Source organism: Methylobacterium sp. GXS13, assembly GCF_001455965.1.
In the GTDB taxonomy this organism is placed as follows: Bacteria; Pseudomonadota; Alphaproteobacteria; order Rhizobiales; family Beijerinckiaceae; genus Methylobacterium.
Window position 1 is genome coordinate 58,478 of the sequence record NZ_LKKO01000028.1, and the last position, 23,110, is coordinate 81,587.

At 69.2% G+C, this 23,110-nt stretch carries 16 protein-coding genes and 1 pseudogene; 7 read left to right on the forward strand and 10 right to left on the reverse strand.

Annotated features, from left to right (window positions below):
* Nucleotides 1–32 precede the first annotated feature (32 nt).
* From AO398_RS10600 to AO398_RS10610, 3 genes are read right to left on the reverse strand one after another with little or no spacing between them, the layout of a single operon-like run.
* Nucleotides 33–818, reverse strand: coding sequence for a hypothetical protein (locus AO398_RS10600; RefSeq protein ID WP_058192012.1), 786 nt, complete (start codon nucleotides 816–818; stop codon nucleotides 33–35).
* 29 nt (nucleotides 819–847) lie between these two features.
* Nucleotides 848–1,048 carry a hypothetical protein gene (locus AO398_RS10605; RefSeq protein ID WP_058192013.1) on the reverse strand — a complete coding sequence of 67 codons (201 nt, stop codon included), beginning with the start codon at nucleotides 1,046–1,048 and terminating at the stop codon, nucleotides 848–850.
* On the reverse strand, nucleotides 1,045–2,094 hold the full coding sequence (locus tag AO398_RS10610) for a hydantoinase/oxoprolinase family protein (RefSeq protein ID WP_058192014.1): 1,050 nt from the start codon (nucleotides 2,092–2,094) through the stop codon (nucleotides 1,045–1,047). The genes AO398_RS10605 and AO398_RS10610 overlap by 4 nt, the downstream gene beginning before the upstream one ends.
* Here AO398_RS10610 and AO398_RS10615 point away from each other — a divergent pair, their 5' ends adjacent.
* Nucleotides 2,095–2,829 (forward strand): HisA/HisF-related TIM barrel protein, encoded by a 735-nt coding sequence (locus AO398_RS10615; RefSeq protein WP_058192015.1) that lies wholly within the window; start codon nucleotides 2,095–2,097, stop codon nucleotides 2,827–2,829.
* Nucleotides 2,830–2,894: 65 nt separating this feature from the next.
* Nucleotides 2,895–3,497 carry a 3-isopropylmalate dehydratase small subunit gene (leuD, locus tag AO398_RS10620; RefSeq protein ID WP_058192016.1) on the forward strand — a complete coding sequence of 201 codons (603 nt, stop codon included), beginning with the start codon at nucleotides 2,895–2,897 and terminating at the stop codon, nucleotides 3,495–3,497.
* Between the two features lie 17 nt (nucleotides 3,498–3,514).
* Here leuD and AO398_RS10625 read toward each other — a convergent pair whose 3' ends face one another.
* Genes AO398_RS10625 through AO398_RS10635 form a run of 3 tightly spaced genes read right to left on the reverse strand, consistent with a single transcriptional unit; the run spans nucleotide 3,515 to nucleotide 5,574 of the window.
* Entirely contained in the window at nucleotides 3,515–4,768 is a 1,254-nt protein-coding gene (locus AO398_RS10625) for a peptide-binding protein (RefSeq protein ID WP_152997484.1), read from the reverse strand.
* A gap of 54 nt (nucleotides 4,769–4,822) precedes the next feature.
* On the reverse strand, nucleotides 4,823–5,059 hold the full coding sequence (locus tag AO398_RS10630; RefSeq protein WP_058192018.1) for a helix-turn-helix transcriptional regulator: 237 nt from the start codon (nucleotides 5,057–5,059) through the stop codon (nucleotides 4,823–4,825).
* Nucleotides 5,059–5,574, reverse strand: a complete 516-nt coding sequence (locus tag AO398_RS10635) for a hypothetical protein (protein WP_244498725.1) — start codon at nucleotides 5,572–5,574, stop codon at nucleotides 5,059–5,061. The genes AO398_RS10630 and AO398_RS10635 overlap by 1 nt, the downstream gene beginning before the upstream one ends.
* A gap of 325 nt (nucleotides 5,575–5,899) precedes the next feature.
* Between AO398_RS10635 and AO398_RS10640 the strand changes: the two genes are divergently transcribed.
* Nucleotides 5,900–7,099 (forward strand): lytic murein transglycosylase, encoded by a 1,200-nt coding sequence (locus tag AO398_RS10640; RefSeq protein WP_058192019.1) that lies wholly within the window; start codon nucleotides 5,900–5,902, stop codon nucleotides 7,097–7,099.
* Between the two features lie 568 nt (nucleotides 7,100–7,667).
* Nucleotides 7,668–9,260 (forward strand): methyl-accepting chemotaxis protein, encoded by a 1,593-nt coding sequence (locus tag AO398_RS10645; RefSeq protein ID WP_244498726.1) that lies wholly within the window; start codon nucleotides 7,668–7,670, stop codon nucleotides 9,258–9,260.
* Between the two features lie 92 nt (nucleotides 9,261–9,352).
* On the opposite strand, the gene rplS is transcribed toward AO398_RS10645, so the two are convergent.
* The 3 genes from rplS to argB form a co-directional block, all read right to left on the reverse strand.
* Entirely contained in the window at nucleotides 9,353–9,751 is a 399-nt protein-coding gene (gene rplS / locus AO398_RS10650) for a 50S ribosomal protein L19 (RefSeq protein ID WP_058192021.1), read from the reverse strand.
* Between the two features lie 135 nt (nucleotides 9,752–9,886).
* Nucleotides 9,887–10,642 carry a pyrimidine 5'-nucleotidase gene (locus AO398_RS10655; protein ID WP_058192022.1) on the reverse strand — a complete coding sequence of 252 codons (756 nt, stop codon included), beginning with the start codon at nucleotides 10,640–10,642 and terminating at the stop codon, nucleotides 9,887–9,889.
* Between the two features lie 248 nt (nucleotides 10,643–10,890).
* Entirely contained in the window at nucleotides 10,891–11,784 is an 894-nt protein-coding gene (gene argB / locus AO398_RS10660; RefSeq protein WP_058192023.1) for an acetylglutamate kinase, read from the reverse strand.
* Nucleotides 11,785–12,093: 309 nt separating this feature from the next.
* Between argB and AO398_RS10665 the strand changes: the two genes are divergently transcribed.
* The 3 genes from AO398_RS10665 to AO398_RS10675 all read left to right on the forward strand — a co-directional run bounded on the left by AO398_RS10665 (nucleotide 12,094) and on the right by AO398_RS10675 (nucleotide 22,625).
* Nucleotides 12,094–13,449, forward strand: coding sequence for a UDP-glucose/GDP-mannose dehydrogenase family protein (locus AO398_RS10665; protein ID WP_058192024.1), 1,356 nt, complete (start codon nucleotides 12,094–12,096; stop codon nucleotides 13,447–13,449).
* 369 nt (nucleotides 13,450–13,818) lie between these two features.
* Nucleotides 13,819–21,261 carry a type I polyketide synthase gene (locus AO398_RS10670; protein ID WP_201025741.1) on the forward strand — a complete coding sequence of 2,481 codons (7,443 nt, stop codon included), beginning with the start codon at nucleotides 13,819–13,821 and terminating at the stop codon, nucleotides 21,259–21,261.
* Nucleotides 21,258–22,625: an aminotransferase class I/II-fold pyridoxal phosphate-dependent enzyme gene (locus AO398_RS10675; RefSeq protein ID WP_058192026.1), complete on the forward strand. Its 1,368-nt coding sequence runs from the start codon at nucleotides 21,258–21,260 to the stop codon at nucleotides 22,623–22,625. Before AO398_RS10670 ends, AO398_RS10675 begins: the two co-directional genes overlap by 4 nt.
* A 138-nt stretch (nucleotides 22,626–22,763) precedes the next feature.
* Here the strand turns inward: AO398_RS10675 and AO398_RS10680 are convergent.
* Nucleotides 22,764–23,110, reverse strand: a pseudogene (locus AO398_RS10680) (sugar transporter); the annotation flags it as partial.

Here is a 23,110-nt window from a genome sequence, read left to right on the forward strand (position 1 = left end):
TCACGTCGGACGCTTGGGCGCCGTCGATCCCGTCATCCTGCCGCCCGGATGCGGCGATTGGCGAACAGCCACGGCAGCACGCATGTCGCCGACAGGGCGATCGAGATCGCGTAGGCGGTGACCATGTCGGTCCGGCCGAGCAACAGGTGGATGCACACGTAGAAAGCCAGCACGCCGAATGCGCCCTGGGCGCTGCCGCGTACCACCTCGAGGGAGGCGCGGACGCCGTCCTGGAAGCGGGCGAAGGCGATGAGCGGCCAGGAGATGATCGGGATCGGCGCCAGGAGCCCGCTCAGGCCAGAGCCGAGATACGGCGCGAGGCCCGAGACCAGCAGGACGAGCGCCGTCGCCGCCGCGAGGCGGGCTGGCATGTCCCAGCGCGGCGGCCGCGGGCGGCGCGGCGGCGCATCGGGCCCGGCCGTCCGCGAGCAGAGAGCCACCACGAAAGCCATGGCCGGGAGGTCGATCGAGGTCGCGAGCCACAGGCCGGGCCGGATCAGCCCGTGCAGCACGAGTCCGCCCAGCACGAAGGCCGCCAGGGCGGCGGAGAGCGCCCCGGCCGGGCCCATCCGTGGCGCGCAAACGGCGTAGGCGAGGTAGCAGAGCGTGACCGCCCCCAGCCCCTCCACCGAGCCGATGGCGGCGTCCGCGGCGAAACGCTCGCCCTGCTCGACCGCGAGGTAGATCGAGATCGGCGCCGAGGTGAGCGGCAGGCCCGAGAGCAGCCCGCCGACCAGGCTGCCCCAGCGGCGTGAGGCTGCCGACACCGCCCACATCAGCGTCGGGGTGATGGCGATCTTGGCGGCGATCAGACTCATCGCGGCGGGGCTAGCCCTCTCTGGCCCGCTCAGGCCGCCTCCGGTGGCTCCCCGTCGTCCGGCTCGCCGGGCGAGTTCAGCATGTCCTCCAGCTCGTCCACCAGCCGGTCGATCTGGTCCTCGGTCGCGAGCACCTTCAGGACTTCGCCGGTTTCGGTCTCCACGGCCAGTTCGATATGCGGTCCGACCCGGCTCGTGAGAACCCGGGCCAGGATCTTGATGGCGCTCATGCGAATGCGTCCTCCGAGGCAATGAGGCCGACGGCGACGGCCGGCCCGCAGGTCGAGATCCAGTCGGGCTCCCCAGCGATCCGGTCGTGCAGCAGGCTCACGAGCGGGACGGCCACGCGTCCAAGCCGTTCGGCCAGGCGCGGCCCGAGAAAGGCGCCCGCACCGCAGACGATGAGCGGTACCCCCGGGGCGAGATCCAACCGGCTGAGCAGGGTGGCGGCGGAATCGTGCAGCAGCCGCAGCTGCGCCTCGGCGAAATGGGCCGCCAGCAGCGCCCAGGCCCCGGGCGTGCCCTCCCCGCGATCCCGCCCGACGATCCGGGCGAGCCGCGTCTCGCTCTCCGCCACGGACTTGCCCTTGCGGTCGCCACTCGCCTGCTGATCGGCCCCGTCGGGGAGCAGGCCCAGGATCCGGTACACGTCCGCCATATGCGCGAAGGTCTCGGTCATGAGCCGGGTGCGGCGGCCCGCGAACGGGACATGATCGGCCAGCGCGATCACCGGGGCGCGGACGATTCCGGTATAGACCAGTTCCCCCGTCTCGAGGCGCTCGGCGTCGCTGTAACCGGTGGCGGCCGGGCGGCCGCGCACGATCGGGATCAGGTCGGCGGTGGTCGAGCCGATATCGATGAGCAGGGCGTCGGGAGCGAGCCGACCGGTCAGCGCCGCGGTGGCATGCCAATTGGCCGAGGCCACGTCCGCGAACACGTCCGCGGCCGCCTCCGGGGCGACCAGGCCGGAGCGACCGGCATAGATCCGCACGCCGCCGGACAGGTGCGTGTCCGCCCAGCTTGACAGCGCCGCGACGCCTTCGCGGCGATCGGCGAAGCAATCGGTGAGCTCCCCCGTCATGGTCACGGCGTGCCGGGCCTCGCCCCTCGCCCAGTCGGGCAGGGCCGCCAGGGATCCTGCGAGGGCCGCGACCCCCTGCCAGAGCGGGCACGGGACCTGCGCCGCCGCGACCACCCGGCCATCCTCGACCAGAGCGGCCTTGACGTGGACCCCGCCGAGGTCCCACCCGATCGTCTTTCCCCCTGGCATGCGCATATGACCGCGACGAACGCCTCACTGAATGATCGAACCGGGCGCCCCGGCTTCGCGGTGATCCCGGTGCTCGACCTGCGCGGGGGCCGCGTGGTGCGGGCGCGCCGGGGCGAGCGCTCCTCCTATGCCCCGATCGAGACGCCCTTGGCAAAGGGCTCCGAACCCGCCCCCCCCCCCCCCCGGCTGCTCGACGCGTGGCCGGCCAGAACCGTCTACGTCGCCGATCTCGACGCGATCATGGACGGCGCCGGGCCGAATCTGGCCGTGCTGGAGGCCATCGCCCGGGCCTGTCCGGGCATTGGCCTGTGGGTGGATGCGGGCTTTTCCGACTCGGCGGACGTCGCGACGTTCCTCGCCACCGGCCTCGGGCGGCCGGTGATCGGCAGCGAGAGCCAAGCGGATACCCGGCTCGTCGCGGATCTCGGGGATCGCGCCGTCCTGTCCCTCGACACGCGCGGCACGGAGCGCCTCGGGCCCGCTTCGCTCCACGACGATCCGTCGCTCTGGCCACTGGACGTGATCGCGATGACGCTCGCCCGGGTCGGCGCCGGGGCCGGCCCCGATCTCGACGCGCTTCGAGCCCTGCGAGCGCCGGGTCGCCGGGTCTACGCCGCCGGCGGCGTGCGCGGGCCGGACGATCTGCGGGCTTTGCGCGACGGCGGGATCGCCGGGGCGCTGGTCGCCTCCGCGCTCCACGACGGCGCCCTGCGGTTGGCCGAGGCCGGGGATCTGGCCTGACGCTTCCGGGCCGGCCCCGAGGCTGCTAAACCCAGGCCAGACCCTGCCTCCAAGAGCCTCGGACGATGGAAAAATTCACCACGCTGGAGGGCGTCGCGGCGCCCATGCGGATCATCAACGTCGATACCGACCGGATCATCCCCAAACAGTACCTCAAGACGATCAAGCGCACCGGGCTCGGCAAGGGCCTGTTCGCCGAGATGCGCTACAGGGACGACGGCTCCGAGAATCCGGACTTCGTGCTCAACAAGCCGGCCTACCGGAATGCCAGGATCCTGGTCTGCGGCGACAATTTTGGCTGCGGCTCCTCCCGGGAGCACGCCCCCTGGGCGCTCACCGATTTCGGCATCCGCTGCGTGATCTCCACGAGCTTCGCCGACATCTTCTTCAACAACTGCGCGAAGAACGGCATCCTAGCGATCACCGTCTCTCCGGAGGATCTGGAGAAGCTGTTCGAGGATGCCGAGCGCGGCTCGAACGCGACCCTGTCGGTGGATCTGGCGGCCCAGACGATCAAGGGGCCGGATGGCGGGACCCTGCATTTCGACATCGACAGCGGCCGCAAGCACACCCTGCTGAACGGCCTCGACGAGATCGGTCTGACCTTGCAGCGCGGCGCGGCGATCGACGCCTACGAGCAGAAGCTTGCCGCGCGGGAATGGGCCTGATCGGGTCGGGCCGCAGTTCAGAACGGGACGGCGGGCGCCGCGACCTGAAGGGGGCGACCGTCGCGCTCCAGGTCGAGGTGCCGAACCGTACCGGGCCGGCCCCGGAGCAGCTCCCAGACGGCCTCGGGCGGCATGCCTCGGAACGGCCGGCCATCGGCTGCGATGAGCCGATCGCCCGGCTCAACACCCGCGACGAGGCGCCGACCATCCCGCTCGGCGACTCGGCCGACTCGGTAAGCGTCCCCGGCGCGCACCAAGGTGAGTCCGATGCCATCGAGGTCGTGCGGATCCGCGGGCCGCTCGCGCTGCCAGTAGCTCAGGCCGGCGGCGTAATCGATCGTCAGCCTGAAATCCGAAAGCGCGTTCCCGCCGAGCCAGCCCACCACCGGGATCGGCGCCGGCTTCTGCCAAAGGTCCCAGAACAGTTCACCGGCGAACGCGTCCCCGACGCGCCCAAGCATCGAACCCGTGCCAAGGGCGCCGACCGCCGGCAGGATCAAATCGCCGATGGCGAGGTCGGGCAGCCGAAGCAGGGTGCCATCCTGCTCCAGGCCCAGATCGGCCATGGCGAGGTTGCTGCGCCCCACCGCGCCGTTGGCTTGGTACCAATCCGGATGCGACCGCAGGAGTTCGGCGGCCGTGCTGCCCCGCAGCCACGTGTAGGGCGCGCCCGCATCAAGGACGAGCGGCAGGACCCTATCGCCAAGATGAGCCTCGACCGTGGCGATCCCGCTCACCGGATCGACGTGGATCGGGATCGCGACGCCCGTGGGCTTGAGGTTCCCAGGCGGAGCCAGGGTAAGTGTCCGGGCTGCCGGATCGAGCGCGATCGCGAAGCGGCGGAGGACGCTCGCCGGTAAGACGGCCTCGACCCGGCGCGGCGCGAACAGAAGGTCGAACAAATCCCGGCCGTCCAGTTCTCCCGGGCCGTCGGTCACGGAGGCCGCCGCCACGGTGATGCCGAGTGCGCCGATCCGGAACGCGAGGTCGCGTCCGGCCCTGACGCCAAGTTCGCGATAGAGGCTCTTGGAGAGGACGACCGCCGGGGCGCCCATGTTCACCCAGGCCAGCACGTGCCTGTCGCGTCCGTCGGCGCCGGTGAAGACCAGTTCGACGAGGGGGCGCTGAGATCCGTAGACGATCGGGACGCGGGTCGTCGCTGCGTCGGACGCCACGGCCGCCGGGCCGGTCGCGCTTATAGGCGGGGTGCAGGATACGGGCAGCACGGCAACCAACCCGCAGACGAACAAGCGCAGAGAGCGACGGGACACGGCAGGATCTCCCGATCCGCGGAACGGTGGTGCGATTTGCGAGATCGTCGGGCCTCAACCGGCGCGACGCGGGCGCTCGGTCACGTGATCCGGCAGGTATTCCAGCAGGTCGCCGGGTTGGCAGTCGAGTTCCCGGCAGATCGCGTCCAGGGTCGCGAAGCGGACACCCTGCACCTTGCCGGATTTCAGCAGCGAGAGGTTCGCCTCGGTGATCCCGATGGCTTGGGCGAGATCCTTTGAGCGGCGCTTGCGCTTGGCCAGCATCACGTCGAGGCGCATGACGATCGGCATCAGACGAACCCATCGAGATCGCACGCGACGGCGTGCCCGATCCGCGCGACTTCGGCGAGAACCGTGAGGCAGGCAGCCAGCACCAGAGCGTGCAGCGACGACGCATGGAACCAAGCCACGTCGACGCCGTGCCCGGCCAGCAGGACCAGACCGTGCCCGAGGGCGGGCGCGACGGCGTAGGCCGTCAAGCTGACGGCGATTCGGCGTATCCGGGCCGGTCCCGCTGCGCTGAAGGCGATCCCGGCACCGACATCCCTGGCCCAGATGCGCGCCTCGGCGAGGATTAGGATCACCGGGAGGGTGTCGAGGATGAAGGTGGCGGCATAGGCCCAGCGTGTCGCTTGGGGTAGGGCCTCGAAGGGCACGAGGCCGGGCGTGTCGGCGGGCGGCGGACCCAGAAAGGCCGCGCCCGGCGCAAGCCAGAGCCATGCGTCGCCGGCGATGAGGCCACAGGCCAGCACCGCGACGGTGAACAACACTGTCAGACCCAGGGCAAACGTCAGGAGCCGCGTCAAACAACGGCCCTGGCGGTGGAGCGCCGGATGCGCCGTTTCCGGAGGCTCGGTCTGCGCCGTGGGTAGGGGTACGACGTTCGGCATAGGCAGGGGACGACTCGCTTCGACAAAAATTATCGCGGAACAATAATTTGTTGTCAAACGAGAGCGTTTTCGCCCGAGAATGCCTCGGCCAAAAGGATCGGCCGAGGCAGCGGATCTCGCTCGGCGTCGGCCACGTCAAGTCGCTGGAAACGCTGCGTCGCGACGATGCCCTAACGGGTCCTTAACCCTGGTGTTGCCTGATTCGATCCCCATACAACGGACGTCGAACGGGAACGCCAGGATGCGGAATCACCCCCTTGGATCGGGCGTCGCGCTCGGGTTCGGTCTGCTCGTGGGCTTGGCTGCGGTGCCGGCGCGCGCGGATTTCGATTCCTGCCTCGCGGGTATCCAGGGTCAGGCGGCAGCGGCCGGGGTGTCGGCCCAGACCTTCCAGGCGGCCACCCGCGGCATCAGCTTCGACGACAAGGTGATCGAGCTCTCCCAGGCGCAGCCCGAGTTCAAGACGCCGATCTGGGATTACATGGCGGCGCTCGTGGATGACGAGCGGGTCGAGGACGGGCGCGCCGCCATGCGGCAGAACGCGTCCGCCCTCGCCCAGGCCGAATCACGCTACGGGGTCGATCGCTACACGATCGCGGCGGTCTGGGGTGTCGAATCGAATTTCGGCAAGAACCTCGGCAAGATGCCGCTGGTGCAGTCGCTGGCGACGCTCGCCTGCTCGAACAACCGCCGCCGCGACTTCTTCCGGTCCGAGCTGATCGCCACGTTGCGCATCATCGAGCGCGGCGACATCGCGCCGGAGCGCCTCACGGGATCCTGGGCCGGCGCCTTCGGCCAGACCCAGTTCATGCCGACCACCTATCACCGGCTCGCGGTCGACGGCGACGGCGATGGGCGGCGCGACGTGGTCGATTCCGTCGCCGACGCCGTCGGCTCCACGGCGAACTTCCTGCACGTGGCCAAGTGGCAGAACGGTCAGGTCTGGGGCTACGAGGTGAAGCTGCCCCGCAGCTTCAGCGTTGGCGCCGCCGGCCGCAAGAACAAGAAGCCGATCGCCCATTGGGCTTCCCTCGGCGTGACCCGCGTGGATGGACGCCCGCTCTCGGGCGAGGGACCGGCCGGTATCATCGCGCCTGCCGGCATCGACGGGCCGGCCTTCCTCGTGACCAAGAACTTCGATGCGATCTATTCGTACAACGCGGCCGAATCCTACGGGCTCGCCATCGCGGTCCTGTCCGATCGCTTGCGTGGCAAGGCCGGTGTCCAGGCCGCCTGGCCCACCGACGATCCGCCCCTGTCCCGAGCCGAGCGGCGTGACCTCCAGACCCGGCTGGCCGCCCGCGGCTACGATGTGGGCGAGCCGGACGGCAAGGTCGGCCAGAAGACCCGCGACGCGATCAAGGATGTCGAGCGCAAGCTCGGCATGACCCCCACCGGCCGCCCCGGCGGCAAGGTCCTGGAGGCCCTGCGCGGGAGCTGAGGTCGGCCCCTGCGCGGAATTCGGGCGTCCCTCGGGTCGGGGAAGGCGGCCGTCCGCCGACATCAATTCCGGGGAGCGGATCCCGATCGCCGCTTCCGTCCGAGCATTCCTCTCCGGGCCCCTTGCATCCTCGTGAGCGGCGCGCGTGACGGCGATGGTCGCACCGCGGCGCAGACATACCTATGCGGTCGTTTCATCCACGCCCAATCGCGGATCTGCCATGCAACAATGGGAGGGATCTGTGTCTTTTTATTCAGAATGTCATATTCGCCAATGTGATTTCAATACGAACTCTATCATGAGAGCTGGTGCAGTTCAGTAGCGCGACAATGCAATGGTATCAATTTCCGATCTCAGCAATTTGGCCGCTGAAAATATTGAGTTGCGAAAATTTTTACCGCAGAACGAAATCTTGAGTTCAGCGCACGCTTTGATATATATCGATCAAGCAACACGTTGAGCTGAGATCGATATGGGCATTTCATTGAAGAACTTATCGCTTTCGCACAAGCTTTCTCTGCAAACGCTTTTGACGTGTTTAATTATTGCGCTGATGGGCGGCGTTGGTTTGAAGTTCTACCAACGCGAGATGGTCAATGAGCGCGTCCAATCTCAGCGCACGATCGTCGAGCTCATTCAGTCGCACGCCCAGGTCCTCGACGAACGCGTCAAGGCTGGCGTCCTGACCAGACAGGCGGCCCTGTCCGAGCTGGCCGAGTCGACCATGGCGATGCGCTACAGCGGCGGAACCAACTACATCGCGATCTACACGATGGACGGCGTCGCCGTGGCCGTGCCGAACCGTCAGGATATCGGCAAGAATCAGCTGGACCTCACCGTCAACGGCATACCGATCATCCGCGCATTCCTCGATGGCCTCAAATCGTCCGACACGGCGTTGCTGGAATACGCGTATCTCCGGCCCGGTCGGGAGGGTGTCTATCCGAAGGTTTCCTTCGCGACCCGCTTCGCGCCCTGGGACATCTTCATCGTCACCGGTGCCTACATCGACGATATCCACGCATCGTTCCGGTCGGCGGCGATCATCGTGCTGGGCCTGCTCGTGGGCATCGTCGGCGTCTCGGTGTTGGGCTCGCTGCTGATCGGGCGCAGCATCACCCGGCCGCTCGGCCGCCTGCATCGGCGGATGCAGGCGCTGGCGGAGGGCGATATCGCGAGCCTGATTTCGGATACGGAGCGGCGCGACGAGATCGGTCGGATGGCCGAGGCCGTGGAGGTGTTTCGCCAGGCCCTGGTCGCCAAGGGTGAGATGGATGTCGCCGCCGCCCGGGACGCCCAAGCCAAGATCGAGCGCGCCCAAGCTCTGGACACCCTCACCCGTCAGTTCGAGGGCAGCGCCGGGACCCTGATGCAGGGCCTGACCTCCGCCGCCACGGAGATGCAAGCCAATGCGGCCACCATGGCGCAGAGCGCGGCACGGACCAGCGCGCGCTCCGGTCAGGTCGCCGATGCCGCTCAGGAGACCTCGGCCAGCGTGCAGACCGTGGCCGCGGCGACCGAAGAGATGTCGACGACGATTCGGGAAATCTCCGGCCAGATGGCGCGCTCCTCCGCCATGACGGCGCAGGCCGCGACGGAAGCCCAGCGCACCGACGTGATCGTGCGGGATCTCGCCGAGGGCGCGGAGAAGATCGGCGCCGTGGCCAGCATGATCGCTGCGATCGCCAGCCAGACGAACCTGCTCGCACTCAACGCCACGATCGAGGCGGCCCGGGCGGGCGAGGCCGGGCGCGGCTTCGCGGTGGTCGCGTCCGAGGTCAAGGAACTCGCCGACCAGACCGCGCAGGCGACGGCGGAGATCGCGACACGCGTTGGGGCCGTGCAGGCCTCGACCCGACAGGCCGTCGAGGCGATCCAGGAGATCGGCCGCACCATCGACGAGGTCAACACGCTCGCGACCAGCGTCGCGGCTGCGATCGAGGAACAGGAGGCGACCACCGGGGAAATTGTGCGCAGCGTCGCGCAGGCGGCGGACGGCACCAGCGCGGTGACGGGCAACATCACCGAGGTCTCGATCGCCGCTCAAGAATCCGGCGCGGTGGCCGAACAGGTGCTCGGCGCCGCGGCGGACCTGTCGCAGAAATCCGGACGGCTCTCCGCCGAGATCACCCAGTTCCTCGACCGGGTCCGGGCCGCGTGACCCCCAAGGCATGAAAAAACCGGTCCGGCTGAGCCGGACCGGTCGAGAACCATGGATCCCCCGGCGATGCGCCAGGGGGCGTCCGAAACCCCTTACTCGGCGGCGGGGGCCGCCTTCGGGGCATCCTTGGCCTTGTAGCGATCGGTCCGCTCGACGATGCGGGCCGACTTCCCGCGGCGGTCACGCAGGTAGTACAGCTTGGCCCGGCGCACCTTGCCCCGGCGGACGACCTTGATCGAATCGATCATCGGCGAATGCACCGGGAAGACGCGCTCGACGCCCTCGCCGTAAGAAATCTTGCGGACCGTGAAGCTCTCGTTGAGGCCACCGCCCTGGCGGCCGATGCAGACGCCCTCGTAGGCCTGGACGCGGGTGCGCTCGCCTTCCTTGACGCGGACGTTGACGATGAGCGTGTCGCCCGGCTCGAAATCGGGAATGGTTTTGGCAAGGCGCGCGACTTCCTCGCGCTCCAGCTGCTCGATGATGTTCATGGCATAGCTCCAGCCGTTGCGCCGTGTCGCCCCTCATGGGCGTCCGGCACCAGGATTTCGGCGATCCTGTTGTGAGTTGGGCGGCTCTCTACAGGATCGTTGCTGGCTTGTCGATTGGGGATGCGCGCCGCCGCTTCAGGAGCGCGCCGCCCCCAGCGCGCCCCGTGTCACCTCGGGCAGCACGCAGGCGGACAGGAAGGTGGCGAGATCGTCCGTGATGTGGTCGATATGCGGCTCGCGCACCGCCTCCTGCTCGAAGGCCTCCCGATAGGGGTCGACGATCTTGGGCACGACCAGCACGGTGGCCATGCCGAGATCGTGCGGCACCGCGAGGTTGCGGGCAATGTCCTCGAACAGGACAGCCCGGGTCGGCTCGACCCCGTGGGTCTCCAGGAACCGCTCGTAGGTCGAGCGCTCGGGCTTGGGGATGAAGTTGGCGGCGGCGATGTCGAACACGTCCTCGAAATGGTCGAGGATTCCGAGCTTGGCCGCGACATTCTCCGCGTGCCGGCGCGATCCGTTGGTCAGGATCAGCTTACGCCCGGGCAGCCGCTCGATCGCGTCGCCGAGGTCGGGGTCCAGCTTGATCGTCGAATGGTCGATGTCGTGGGCGAAATCGAGGAACTCGTGCGGGTCGACTTCCGTCTCGGTCAGCAGTGCCGACAGGGTCGTGCCGTAGCGGTGGTAGAAATACTTCTGCAAGGCGCGGGCCGAGATGCCGTCGAGCCCGTAGAGCCGCATGACGTAGAGGGTGATGCGCTCGTCCACCTGCGGCCAGACCTGCGCGTCGCTCGGATAGAGCGTGTTGTCGAGGTCGAACACCCAGGTGTCGACATCGGCAAACCCACGGGACGCGGGGGTGGTGAACTGGGCTTTCTCCGGGTGGTGCACCGTGTCCCTTTGAGATCCTGATCCCACGGGATTCTAGAACCAGGCTCGATCGCGTTGCAATCGTGCGCAATCCTAAGACCCGCGGTGCGACGCGGCCCCGGCCGTCGGTCCCTTCGGAAACGGCGACCTGGAACGGTCAGGCTTGCAGCGCAGGCTTGCGCGAGGCTGAGCCGGGACGACGATAATGCGGTAGCGGCGTCGTCGTTGCCGCGTCCAATCCACCCACCGTCGTCCCGCCCTGCCGGGGATCAGCCCCGCCGGATCAGGGTGCCGGCACCGTAATCGGTGAACAGCTCCAGCAGCACCGCGTGATTGACCTTTCCGTTCAGGATGACGACCGCCTCCACGCCGCGCTCGATCGCGTACATGCAGGTCTCGATCTTGGGGATCATCCCGCCCGTGATGGTGCCGTCGGCGATCAGGCGCCGGCAATCCTCCACGGTCAGCTCGGGGATCAGCTTCTTGTCCTTGTCGAGCACGCCCGGAACGTCGGTGAGCAGCAGCAGGCGCTTGGCCCGGAGCGCCCCCGCGATGGCACCCGCGAAGGTGTCGGCGTTGACGTTGTAGGTCTGCCCGTCCGCCCCGTAGGCCACCGGGGCCAGCACCGGGATCAGCTCTGCCTTCAGCACCGCGTCGAGGACGCCGCGCTCGACATGCTCCGGCTCGCCGACCAGGCCGAGATCGATCGCCTGCTCGGTGTGATTCTCGGGATCGACCACGGTCTTCATCGCCCGCTTGGCGCGGACCATGTTGCCGTCCTTGCCGCACAGGCCGATGGCCCGGCCGCCCTCGGCCGAGATCCAGCCGACGATCTGCTTGTTGATCGAGCCGGCCAAGACCATCTCGACCACCTCGACGGTGGCCTCGTCGGTCACCCGCAGGCCGCCGCGGAACTCGGACTGGATGCCGAGCCGGTCGAGCATCTTGCCGATCTGCGGGCCGCCGCCATGCACGACGATCGGCTTCAGGCCGGATTGCTCGAGCAGCACGATGTCTTCGGCGAAATCCTCGGCCGCGGCGCGGTCACCCATGGCGTGGCCACCATACTTGATGACCACGATCTCCTGGTCGTAGCGCTGCATATGGGGCAGCGCCTGGGCCAGGACTTCGGCGCGCACGTGCACGTTCGGCAATTCGGTCATCGCGGTCCTTCGCCGATTTTTCGATGGGCTTGGCGGCGCCCGGCCTCGCCAGGCCGGCGGCCGCGCTTCTACAGGAAGCCGACGGCGCTGCGAAGCCGCGAACGTGCACGTTCCGGTCTCGCGCCGGCAACAAGCTCCGGCCGACGTCACCGCGGCCCCGGGCGCAGTGTCAAAAAACAGTCGTGATTCCGCGGTGTTGCATCGTCGCGACAGAATCGGACGCGGCCGAGCGGCCCGGGTTGCATCGCTGCCGGTCCCGGACCATGCTGCGTCGCAACAAGCCGCGCGGCCGGCTGCCGGGAGGGCCGGATGCGGATTGCGATGATTGGGGCCGGGTATGTCGGCCTGGTGTCCGGGGCTTGCCTGGCCGATTTCGGCCACAGCGTGGTCTGTATCGACCGCGACCCGGACAAGATCGCCAGCCTGAACGCCGGCCGCATGCCGATCTACGAGCCCGGCCTCGATGCGCTGGTGGCCGAGAACGTCCGCCAGGGCCGGCTCGCCTTCGGGACGAGCCTTCGGGACGCGGTGGGCGAAGCGGATGCGGTGTTCATCGCGGTGGGTACCCCCTCGCGGCGCGGCGACGGCTTCGCCGACCTGTCCTTCGTATTCGACGCCGCCCGGGAGATCGCCGGGGCGCTCTCGGGCTTCACCGTGGTCGTGACCAAGTCGACCGTGCCGGTGGGCACTGGCGACGAGGTGGAACGGATCATCCGCGAACTTCGGCCCGAAGCAGATGTCGCCGTGGCCTCGAACCCGGAATTCCTGCGCGAGGGCGCGGCGATCTCCGACTTCAAGCGCCCAGACCGGATCGTGGTCGGCAGCGAGGATCCCCGCGCCGAGGCGGTGATGCGCGAGGTCTACCGGCCGCTCTACCTGAACGCCGCGCCGATCGTGGTCACGAGCCGCCGGACCGCCGAGCTGACCAAGTACGCCGCCAATGCGTTCCTGGCCGCCAAGATCACCTTCATCAACGAGATGGCAGATCTCTGCGAGGAGGTCGGCGCCGACGTCCAGCAGGTCGCCCGGGGTATCGGCCTCGACAACCGGATCGGCAGCAAGTTCCTCCATGCCGGCCCCGGCTACGGCGGCTCGTGCTTTCCCAAGGACACGCTGGCGCTCGTCAAGACGGCGCAGGATGCCGGGACGCCGCTTCGGCTGGTCGAGACCGTGGTGGCCGTCAACGACCAGCGCAAGCGTGCCATGGCCCGCAAGGTGATCAAGGCCTGCGGCGGCAGCGTCCGCGGCAAGACCGTGGCGCTGCTCGGCCTGACCTTCAAACCCGACACCGACGACATGCGTGAGGCGCCGTCCCTGTCGATCGTGGCCGGACTTCAGGACGCAGGTGCGAAGGTGCGCGCCTACGACCCGGAGGGGATGGAGCAGGCGCGCGCGCTGATGCCGGATGTGGACTACGCTGCGAACGCCTATGCCTGCGCGGAGGGGGCGGACGCCCTGGTGATCGTCACCGAATGGAACGCGTTCCGCGCGCTGGACCTCGACCGGGTGCGCCAGACCATGGCGTCCGTGGGGCCGGCGCCCGTGCTGATCGATCTGCGCAACATCTATGATCCGGAGACCGCCGAGCGTCACGGTTTCATCTATCGCGGCGTCGGACGATCGAAGGATAGCACCAAGGATAAGGCCGGTCCGGCCGCGTCTTGACCGTCGGCCGGACGGCGTCGAGTCGTCGCTTTGCGGTCTTAGATCTGCAGGCTGCGGCAAAGATCTCTTTGGAAAACCCTGGCGATACCGCTAGACGGGCTCCGTCCGCGAGTCCGCAACTGTGGCATTTCGATGGTCGTGGGACCGTCTCAACAGGCGGTCAAATGGTGCAAACTTGGCATTTCGGCTGTTGGCACTAGACTGCAGTCTGATGAATACATGTCACAGCCCAGCGCAATCTGGCTGGGCAGGGATGACCTTGCCTGGGGGCAGGTTGGACACCGCAATGGTGCCACAGTAAGGGGTGAGAGGTTACTCACTCGTCGCGAGCCGAGCCGACTTCCGATAACGAGCGTGTGCGAACCGAACGTGACACAACGTACAGATATTGCGATCGTCGGACGCGCATGCCGACTGCCCGGGGCCCCCAGCGTCGACGGGCTCTGGCAACTCCTCTCCGAGGGCCGCTGCGCCGTCAGCAAGGTCCCCAGTGACCGCTTCTCCCTCGACCGGTTCGCGCATCCGCGCGCCCAGGAGCGCGGGAAGAGCTACACCTGGGCCGCCGGCATCATCGACGACATCTGGTCGTTCGACCCCGCCGTGTTCGGCATCTCGCCGCGCGAGGCCGAGCAGATGGATCCGCAGCAGCGGATGCTGCTGGAGCTGACCTGGGAAGCCCTCGAGGATGCGGGCCTGCGCCCGTCGAGCGTGGCCGGCAGCAACATCGGCGTGTTCGTCGGCGCCTCCTCGCTCGATTACGGCAACCTGCGCATTCTCGACGCGGCCTCGGGCGATGCCTACGCGGCCACCGGCAACACGCTCTCGATCATCTCGAACCGCATCTCGTACATCTTCGATCTGAAGGGTCCGAGCTTTACGGTCGACACCGCCTGCTCGTCCTCGCTCGTCGCCTTCGACAACGCCGTGCAGGCGATCCAGTCCGGCCGCGTGGACACGGCGGTCGTGGCCGGCGTCAACGTGCTGGCGAGCCCGTTCAACTTCATCTGCTTCTCCACCGCGCAGATGCTCTCGCGCACCGGCCTGTGCCAGGCGTTCTCGAAGAACGCCGATGGCTACGTGCGCTCGGAGGGCGGCGTGGTGTTCGTGCTGCAATCGGCTGAGGCTGCGCGGCGCAACGGCGCCACCGTGCGCGCCCGGATCGTAGCCTCGGGCATCAATTCCGACGGCCGCACCACCGGCATCTCGCTGCCCTCCGGCTACGCCCAGGGCGCCCTGCTGGAGCGGGTGTACCGCGACGCGGAGATCCGCCTCGACGATCTCGCGTTCATGGAGGCGCACGGCACCGGCACCCCGGTCGGCGACCCGATCGAGGCCTCGGCAATCGGGACCAAGCTTGGGCGCGGCCGCCAGGCGCCGCTGCCGATCGGCTCGATCAAGACCAATATCGGCCATACCGAGCCGGTCTCGGGCCTGGCCGGTCTAATGAAGGCGACGCTGGCGTTGGAGCACGACCTCGTGCCGCCATCCCTGCACGCGGCCGAGCTGAACCCCGACATCCCGTTCGACGAGCTCAATCTGCGCGTCGTCCGCGAAGCCCTGCCGATCACCCGCGGCGCGCGCGAGCGCTATGCGGGCGTGAATTCCTTCGGCTTCGGCGGCACCAACGCGCACGTCGTGATCACCGATGGCAATTCGGGTTCCCAGTCGGACGCCGTTACCCCGGCGCCGTCCGCCCAGGTCCTGCTGCTCTCGGCCCAGACCCGCGCCGCTCTGAACGAGCTCGCCCTCGACTACGCCGAGCGCCTCGAGGCCGAGCCCGACCGGGTCGCCACGGTGGCCGCCGCGGTCGCCCATCGGCGCGAGCGCCTGCCCGCCCGCCTGGCGATCGCGCTGGACGGCAAGACCGACGTGGCCGCCGCCCTGGGCGCCGTCGGCGAGGGCGAGGATGCCCAGGACGCGTTCACCGGTACCGCAGTCGACCGCGCCGCCGAGGTGGCGTTCGTCTATTCCGGCAACGGCAGCCAGTGGGCCGGCATGGGCCGCGAGGCCTACGAGGAGAACCCGACCTTCCGGGCTGCCTTCGACCGGGTCGACACGCTGTTCCAGACCTATGCCGACTGGTCGCTGAAGCAGGCCCTCTACGCCGAGGACTTGGACGAGCGCCTGGCGCTCACCAGCATCTCGCAGCCGCTGATCTTCGCCATCGAGAGCGCCTCGACGGCGGCCCTCAAGGCCAAGGGGCTCATCCCCTCCTACGTGCTCGGCCACAGCGTTGGCGAGATCGCCGCTGCAGAGGCCGCCGGTATCCTCACCCTCGAGGACGCCGTCCGCGTCATCTACTACCGCAGCCATCACCAGGAGACCACGCACGGCCAGGGCACCATGGCGGTGCTGCTGATGCCGGCCGAGGAGGTCGAGTCCTTCCTCAAGGATTACCCCTCCCTCGACATCGCCGCCTACAACAGCCCCAAGGCCGTCACGGTCGCCGGGCCGGTGGCCGATATCGAGGCCGCCCTCAAGGCCCTGTCGCGCAAGCGCCGCCGCGGCCGCAAGCTCGACCTGGCCTACGCCTTCCACGGAAGGCTGATGGACCCGACCGAGAAGCCGCTGCTGCGCGACCTCGCCGGGCTGAAGGCCAACGCCGGTATCACCGCAATGGTCTCCACCGTCACCGGCAGCGTGCTGGAGGGCGACAATTTCGGTGCCAGCTACTGGTGGCGCAACATCCGCGAGCCGGTGCGCTTCAGCGAGGCCGTGCAGGATGCCACCCGTCGCGGCGCCCGCGTCTTCGTCGAGGTCGGCCCGCGTGCGACCCTGATGTCCCATGTCGGCGATGCGGTCGAGCCGCTCGGCATCGAAACCGCCACGGTGGGCGTCATGCACCGCAAGGCGTCCGGCGGCGACCCGATCGCCAAGGCGGTCAGCGCCGCCCTCGTCCAGGGCGCCCAGGTCGACGAGGCCCTGCTCTTCGGCGACGCGCCCCGGGGCGACGTGCGCCTGCCGACCTATCCGTGGCAGCGGCGCCCGTTCCGCCTGGCCGACACCCCCGAGAGCGTCGGCGCCATGAGCGCCCGCCCCTATCACCCGCTGATCGGTTCGCGGACCACCTTCGACGGTCTGGAGTGGAACGGCTTCGTCGATCCCGCGACCCTGCCGGAGCTCGAGGATCACAGCGTCGAAGGCCAGGTGATCATGCCGGGCGCCGGCTTCGTCGAGATGGCGCTGGCGTGCGTCCGCGAGGCGACGCGCCACGACGAGGTGGTCCTTGCGGATTTCGAGATCCTGTCGCCGATGGTGTTCGCCGAGGAGGCCCTGCGCGAAGTCGCGGTACGCCTGTCGGGGACCGGCAATGGCATCCAGGTCCTCAGCCGCCCGCGCCTGACCCAGACCCCCTGGCAGCTCCACGCCCAGGCCAAGATCGTCGATGGCACGTTCACGGCCCCGAAGGCGCCCGACCTGAACGGGTTCGACTTCGACAGCGCCGGCGAGCAGGTTCTGACCGGCGAGGCGCTCTATGCCCGCGCCCGCGCCTCCGGCTTGGGCTTCGGCCCGAGCTTCCGGCAGGTCGCCATGAGCGCCCGGCTCGATGACGCCACCATCGTGTCGGACCTGACTCCGGCAGAGCCCGATACCCGCTTCACGCTGGTCCCGGCCCGGCTCGACGCCTGCTTCCACGGGCTGATCCTGCTGTTCGCGGACCTGCTCGGCGAGAATGCCGGCAAGGCCTATATCCCGGTCCGCTTCGGCGAGGTCCGGCTGCTGCGCCCCGGCGCCGTGATCGCCCGCTCGATCATCCGGACCCGGCGCTGCAACGAGCGCTCGATCCTGGCGGACTTCACCCTGCTCGACGCCGACGGCGCGGTGGTCGCGACCATCCGCGAGGGCCGTTTCCAGGCCCTGCGCGCCAAGGGCGGCGGCGACCTCGCAGCCTACGCGATTTCGCAGATGCCGGAACTCGCCACCGAGCCGACCGCGATCCCGATGGAGCGCCGGCCGAGCGTGGCCGCACGCCTGCGTCCGCTCACCGCAGAGGCCAAGGGTCCGGCCGATGCCGCCCTGTCGCCGGGGCACCTCCTCCTGGAGGGCTGGGCGACCTCGCTGGCCTACCGCCTCGCCTCCGGGCTGGCGGAGGGCGAGACCGTCTCGGTCACCGACCGGCGCGTGCCGGAGGCCCTGCGCCCCTGGCTGCTCAACGCCCTCTACGCCCTGGAGAGCAGCGGGCTCGCCGAGCGTGCCGGCCAGAACTGGACCCTGGGCGACGGCTCCGCGCTGCCGGCTCCGGACGAGATCATGCGCTGGATCGCCGGCGACCATCCCGATCTCTCCGCCGAGCTGGTGCTGATCGCTGATGTCGGCGCCATGGTCGACCGCCTGCTCGCGGGCAAGCTGACCGAGGCCCCGGCCCTGCCGCAGGGCGCCATCGACGCCTTCGTGATGCGCTCGGCCACCGCGCGCCACACCGCCGACGTGGTCGCCGACCTGATCGAGACGAGCCGCGGGCAGCTCCCGAAGGAGCGGGCCCTGCGGGTCCTGCAGGTCGGGTTCGGCCCGCTCTCGGCCCAGGCCGCCGCCTTCGCCGCGGCTGCCGAGGCCCGGCTCACCGTGTTCGAGACCGATCGCCGGCTCGCCGAGCGTGCCCGCCTGTCGCTCACCCACGGCGCCACGGTCGTCGAGGCGGCCGATGAGCTCACCCCCGGCAGCTTTGACCTGATCCTGGCCTCCGGCAGCCTGCATCGCGGCGAGCGCGCCCTCCCGGGCCAGCTCGCCGGGGCGCTCGCAACCGGCGGTCTGCTGGTCGCCGTGGAGCCGGGCGCGTCCCTGTTCCGCGACCTCGTGTTCGGCCTCACCAACGGTTGGTTCGAGGAGGCGGTCGGCGGCATGCCGGTCGGGCGCCTCGAGGATATCGAGGGTTGGCAGCGCACGCTCAGCGCCCACGGTCTGGTCAAGGTCGCGGTCGAACGCGCGGCTTCGGCCAACGGCGACGACCTGCTGCTGGTCGCCGAGGCCCCGGTGCGTCCGGGCCCCGCCCCGGCCCAGAGCTTCGCCTTCGTGATCGGTTCGGACGACGAGTTCGCGGCCGAGACCGCCTCCTCCCTGGCGACCTTGCTGGTCGCGGGCGGCGTGCATGTCTCGATCATCCTCGACTCCGAGACCTCGCTGATGGAACTGGAGAAGGAGACCCCCGACACGGTGGTGTTCCTGGCCGGTGCCTTCACCCGCGGCGGCGAGGCGGCCGAGCGTCTGCGTGACCGCTGCCTCAGCCTGAAGCGCTGCACCGAGCATCTCGGCGCCCGCCAGACCCGCCTGTGGGTCGTGGCGCCGGGTGCCACCCGCGACCGCGGCGGCCAGACCACCAACATCGAGGCCGGCGTGTGGGCTTTCTCCCGCACCCTCGCCAACGAGGCGCCCAATCTCGACGTGCGCCGCATCGACCTCTCGCCCGAGATGTCGTCGAAGCGCGCCTCCGAGCGCCTGCGCGACCTCATCCTCTCCGGCACGCCGGAGACCGAGATCGTGCTCGACGACGAGCGGACGCAGGTCGTGCGCTTCCATGCCGGCCGGCCGAAGCACCGGGATCCGGCCGATGCCGTCCCGGCCGAGGCCGCGCGCCTGGAGCGCAGCAACACCGGCGGCCTCAACGAGATGGTCTGGGGGCCGGCCGCGCGCCGCACCCCCGGCAAGGGCGAGATTGAGATCGCGGTCGAGGCGACCGGCCTCAACTTCCGCGACGTTCTGTGGGCGCTCTCGATGCTACCCGAGGAGATCCTGGAGGACGGCTTCGCCGGCCCGCGCCTGGGCCTCGAATGCGCCGGCCGGGTCACGGCCGTCGGTGCGGGCATCAAGGGCTTAAAGGTCGGCGACCCCGTCGTCGCCTTCGCCCAGTCGGGCTTCGCCACCCATATCGTGGTGCCCGAGCTCGTCGTCGCGCCGATGCCGCAGGGTCTCGACCCGATGGCCGCGGCGACCGTCCCGGTGGCCTTCCTCACCGCCTATTACGGCCTCGTCTCCTGCGCCCGGATGCGGCGCGGCGAGTGGGTGCTGGTCCATGGCGGCGCGGGCGGCGTCGGACTCGCCGCGCTGCAGATCGCCAAGTTGAAGGGCGCGCGGGTCATCGCCACCGCCGGCTCCCGTGAGAAGCGGGCCCTGGTGAAGGCCCTGGGCGCCGAGCATGTGCTCGATTCCCGCTCCCTCGCCTTCGTGGACGAAGTCCGGGCGATCACCGGCGACGGCGTCGACATCGTCCTGAACAGCCTCTTCGGCGAGGCGATGGAGCGCTCGCTTAACGCCTTGCGGCCCTTCGGCCGCTTCGTCGAACTGGGCAAGCGTGACTACGTCGCCAACACCCATATCGGCCTGCGTCCGTTCCGACGGAACCTCAGCTACTTCGGCGTCGACCTCGACCAGGTGCTTCAGCATCAGGGCGACGACGGCGCACGGATGTTCCGTGAGGTGATGGCGCTGTTCAACGACGGCGGCCTGAAGCCCCTGCCCTACCAGCCGTTCACGGCAGCCGAGACTTCGGATGCCTTCCGGCTGATGCAGCAATCCGGGCATATCGGTAAGATCGTGATCAGCCCGCCCAAGGCCGGGACGATCCTCAAGGACACGCGCCGGCCGTTCACGGTCTCGGAGAGCGGTGTCCACCTCGTCACCCGCGGCGGCGGCGGCCTCGGCCTGGAGGCGGCGCGCTGGCTCGTGGACAAGGGCGCCAGGCACCTCGTGCTCGCCGGCCGCAAGGGCGCGACCACCGACGAGGCCAAGGCGATCGTCGCCGAACTCGCCGGGCGCGGCGTGACGGTCGAGGCCAAGGCCGTCGACATCACCAGCCGCTCGGCGGTGGACCGCCTGATCGCGGAGATCGAGCAGGGCGGCAAGAAGCTCGCCGGCGTGCTCCATGCCGCGGCGGTGCTTCAGGACGGCCTGATCGCCAACATCGACGCGGCAGCGCTCGACGCGGTGATCGGCCCGAAGGTGATCGGCGCCCAGCACCTGGACGCCGCCACCCGGGACCGGAGCCTCGACTACTTCGTCATGTTCTCATCGGCGACCACCTTCATCGGCAATCCCGGCCAGGGCTCCTACGTCGCTGCCAACGGCTTCATGGAGGGTCTGGCGCGGCAGCGCCGCCGCCGCGGCCTGCCCGCGCTGGCGGTCGCCTGGGGCGCGATCGGCGATGTCGGGATGCTCGCCCGCAACAAGGCGGTCATGGAAGGGCTCGCCGGCCGCGTCGGCGTCACCCCGATGGAGGCCCGTCGCTGCCTCGAACTGATGGCCGATGCGCTGGAGGCTCAGGGTGCGTCGTCGGACGAGGCGGTAATCGCCATCGCGGCGATGCATTGGGGCAAGGCGCGCGAGCGGCTCGCGACCATGCGTTCGCCGAGCTACGCCGACCTCGGGTCGGACCAGCAGGTGGAGGCCGGCGGCGTCCAGGCGATCAATATCGGCGCGCTCCTCAAGGGGGGCGACGTGGAGGCGGTCCGCAAGACCGTGTCGGACGCGATCGTCGAGGATATCGCCCGCATCCTGCGCTTGCCGAAGGACGATATCAGCCGGGTCCGCCAGCTCTCCGAAATCGGCCTCGATTCGCTGATGGGTGTCGAGTTGGGCGCCAGCCTGCAGGAGCGCTTCGCCCTCGACGCACCGCCGGCCGGTCTCTCGTCCGGCATGACGGTCAATGAGCTGTCGGAGTCCTTAATTCAGGCGGTTTCGGCCCCCATGGATGAGGCCGCCGGTGTCGCGATGAGCCTCGTCTCGAAGCATATCGGCGGTGAGATCGACGCGCAGATGATGGCGCCGCTCAGGGAACTCATCGCGCAGACTTCCAGCGAGATCAAAGAGACCAACCCATGACCGATACGGCACGGCCTGACGGCGGGCGCGGGGCGCTCGCCGGCTTCGTGACGAACCGCCTCGGACGCGCGACGCCGCGCCCGGTCCCCGTCAAGGCGGCCTCCCCGGCCGGGCAGTCGGCCGCGCAGAACTTCGAGAACCTGCCCGGCTATCGCGAGCTGCAGCTGCAACGCCAGGCAGCGCAGCTGATCGGCCTGGGCAACCCGTTCTTCCGCGTCCACGACGCGAAGGCCGGCGCAACCACGCGGATCGACCAGAAGACCTTCACCAACTTCTCGTCCTATGATTATCTCGGGCTCAACGGCCATCCCCGGGTCAGCAACGCGGCTCGGGAGGCAATCGAGGCCTACGGCACCTCGGCGTCGGCGAGCCGCGTGGTGGCGGGCGAGCGGCCCGGCCATATCAGCCTCGAGCAGGCGCTGGCCAAGCACTACCGCACCGAGGGCTGCATCGTAATGGTGAGCGGCCACGCCACCAACGTCACGACGATCGGGGCGCTGCTGGAAGCCGGCGACGTGATCTTCCACGACGCGCTCTCCCACAACAGCATCGTCACCGGCGCGCAGCTCTCCGGCGCCCAGCGGCGCTCCTTCGCGCATAACGACCTCGACGCCCTGGAGAGCCTGCTCCAGAACACCCGCCACGAGCACCGCCGGGCGCTGATCGTGGTCGAGGGCCTCTACAGCATGGACGGCGATGCGCCGGACCTGGCTGGCCTCGTCGCCCTCAAGAAGCGCTACGACGCCTGGCTCATGGTGGACGAGGCTCACGGCCTCGGCGTCACCGGCCGAACCGGCGCGGGCCTGTTCGAGCATTGCGGTGTCGACCCGAAAGAGGTCGACATCTGGATGGGCACCCTGTCGAAGACGCTCTCGACCTGCGGCGGCTATATCTGCGGCCCGATCGCGCTCATCGAGTATCTCAAGCACACGGCCGGCGGCTTCGTGTACAGCGTCGGCATGTCGCCGCCGCTCGCTGCCGCCGCCGAGGCGGCCCTGGCGGTGATGCAGGCCGAGCCGGAGCGGGTCGAGCGCCTGCGCCAGAAGGGCGGCCTGTTCCTCGCCACCGCCAAGAAGCTCGGCCTCGATACCGGTTTCAGCCTCGGCCTCGCGGTGGTGCCGATCATCGTGGGCGACTCGCTGAAGGCCGTGACCCTGTCTGACAGGCTCTACCGCCGGGGCATCAACGTTCAGCCGATCATCCACCCGGCGGTGCCGGAGCGGGCCTCGCGCCTGCGCTTCTTCCTCACCTCCGAGCACACGGCGGACCAGATCCGCGACACCGTGAACGCGGTGGCCGAGGAGATGGTGGCGATCGACAAGGGCGGCTCGCTGATCGAGCAACTGCTGGCCAAGCGCGGCTGAATTCTTCCGAGCCGCGCCGGGGACTCCGGCGCGGCCCACCATGTGAAAACGCAAACAGGGCGCGGATGGCATCCGCGCCCTGTTTGCGTTTTCAAGTTCCCAACCCCGCCGGCCCGGAAGCCGGCGGGATGGCCTGGCCTACTTGGCGTAGGCGTAGGCGGTGGCCGCAGAGCTGAGCGGGCCCGTGACACCGCTGAAGGCGGTGAGCACCTTCTGGACCTCGGTGAACGGCGCGTTCGATACGTAGATCAGGTCGCGGTTGCGCATGCGGAAGGCCTGGGTGGTGAACAGGCTGTTGGGGTCGCGCATGTTGATCCGGTAGACCACCGGGACCAGCGGCGTGCCGGTGAGCTTGGTAGCCGGGTTCAGGCGGCGCACCACGCTGGCGGGCTCGAACCGGAAGATGAACGTTCCGGCCGGATCGGCGGCGAAGTCCGAGAGGCCGCGCGCCTTGGCGAGAGCCTGGGCGAGCGTGATGCCGTCGG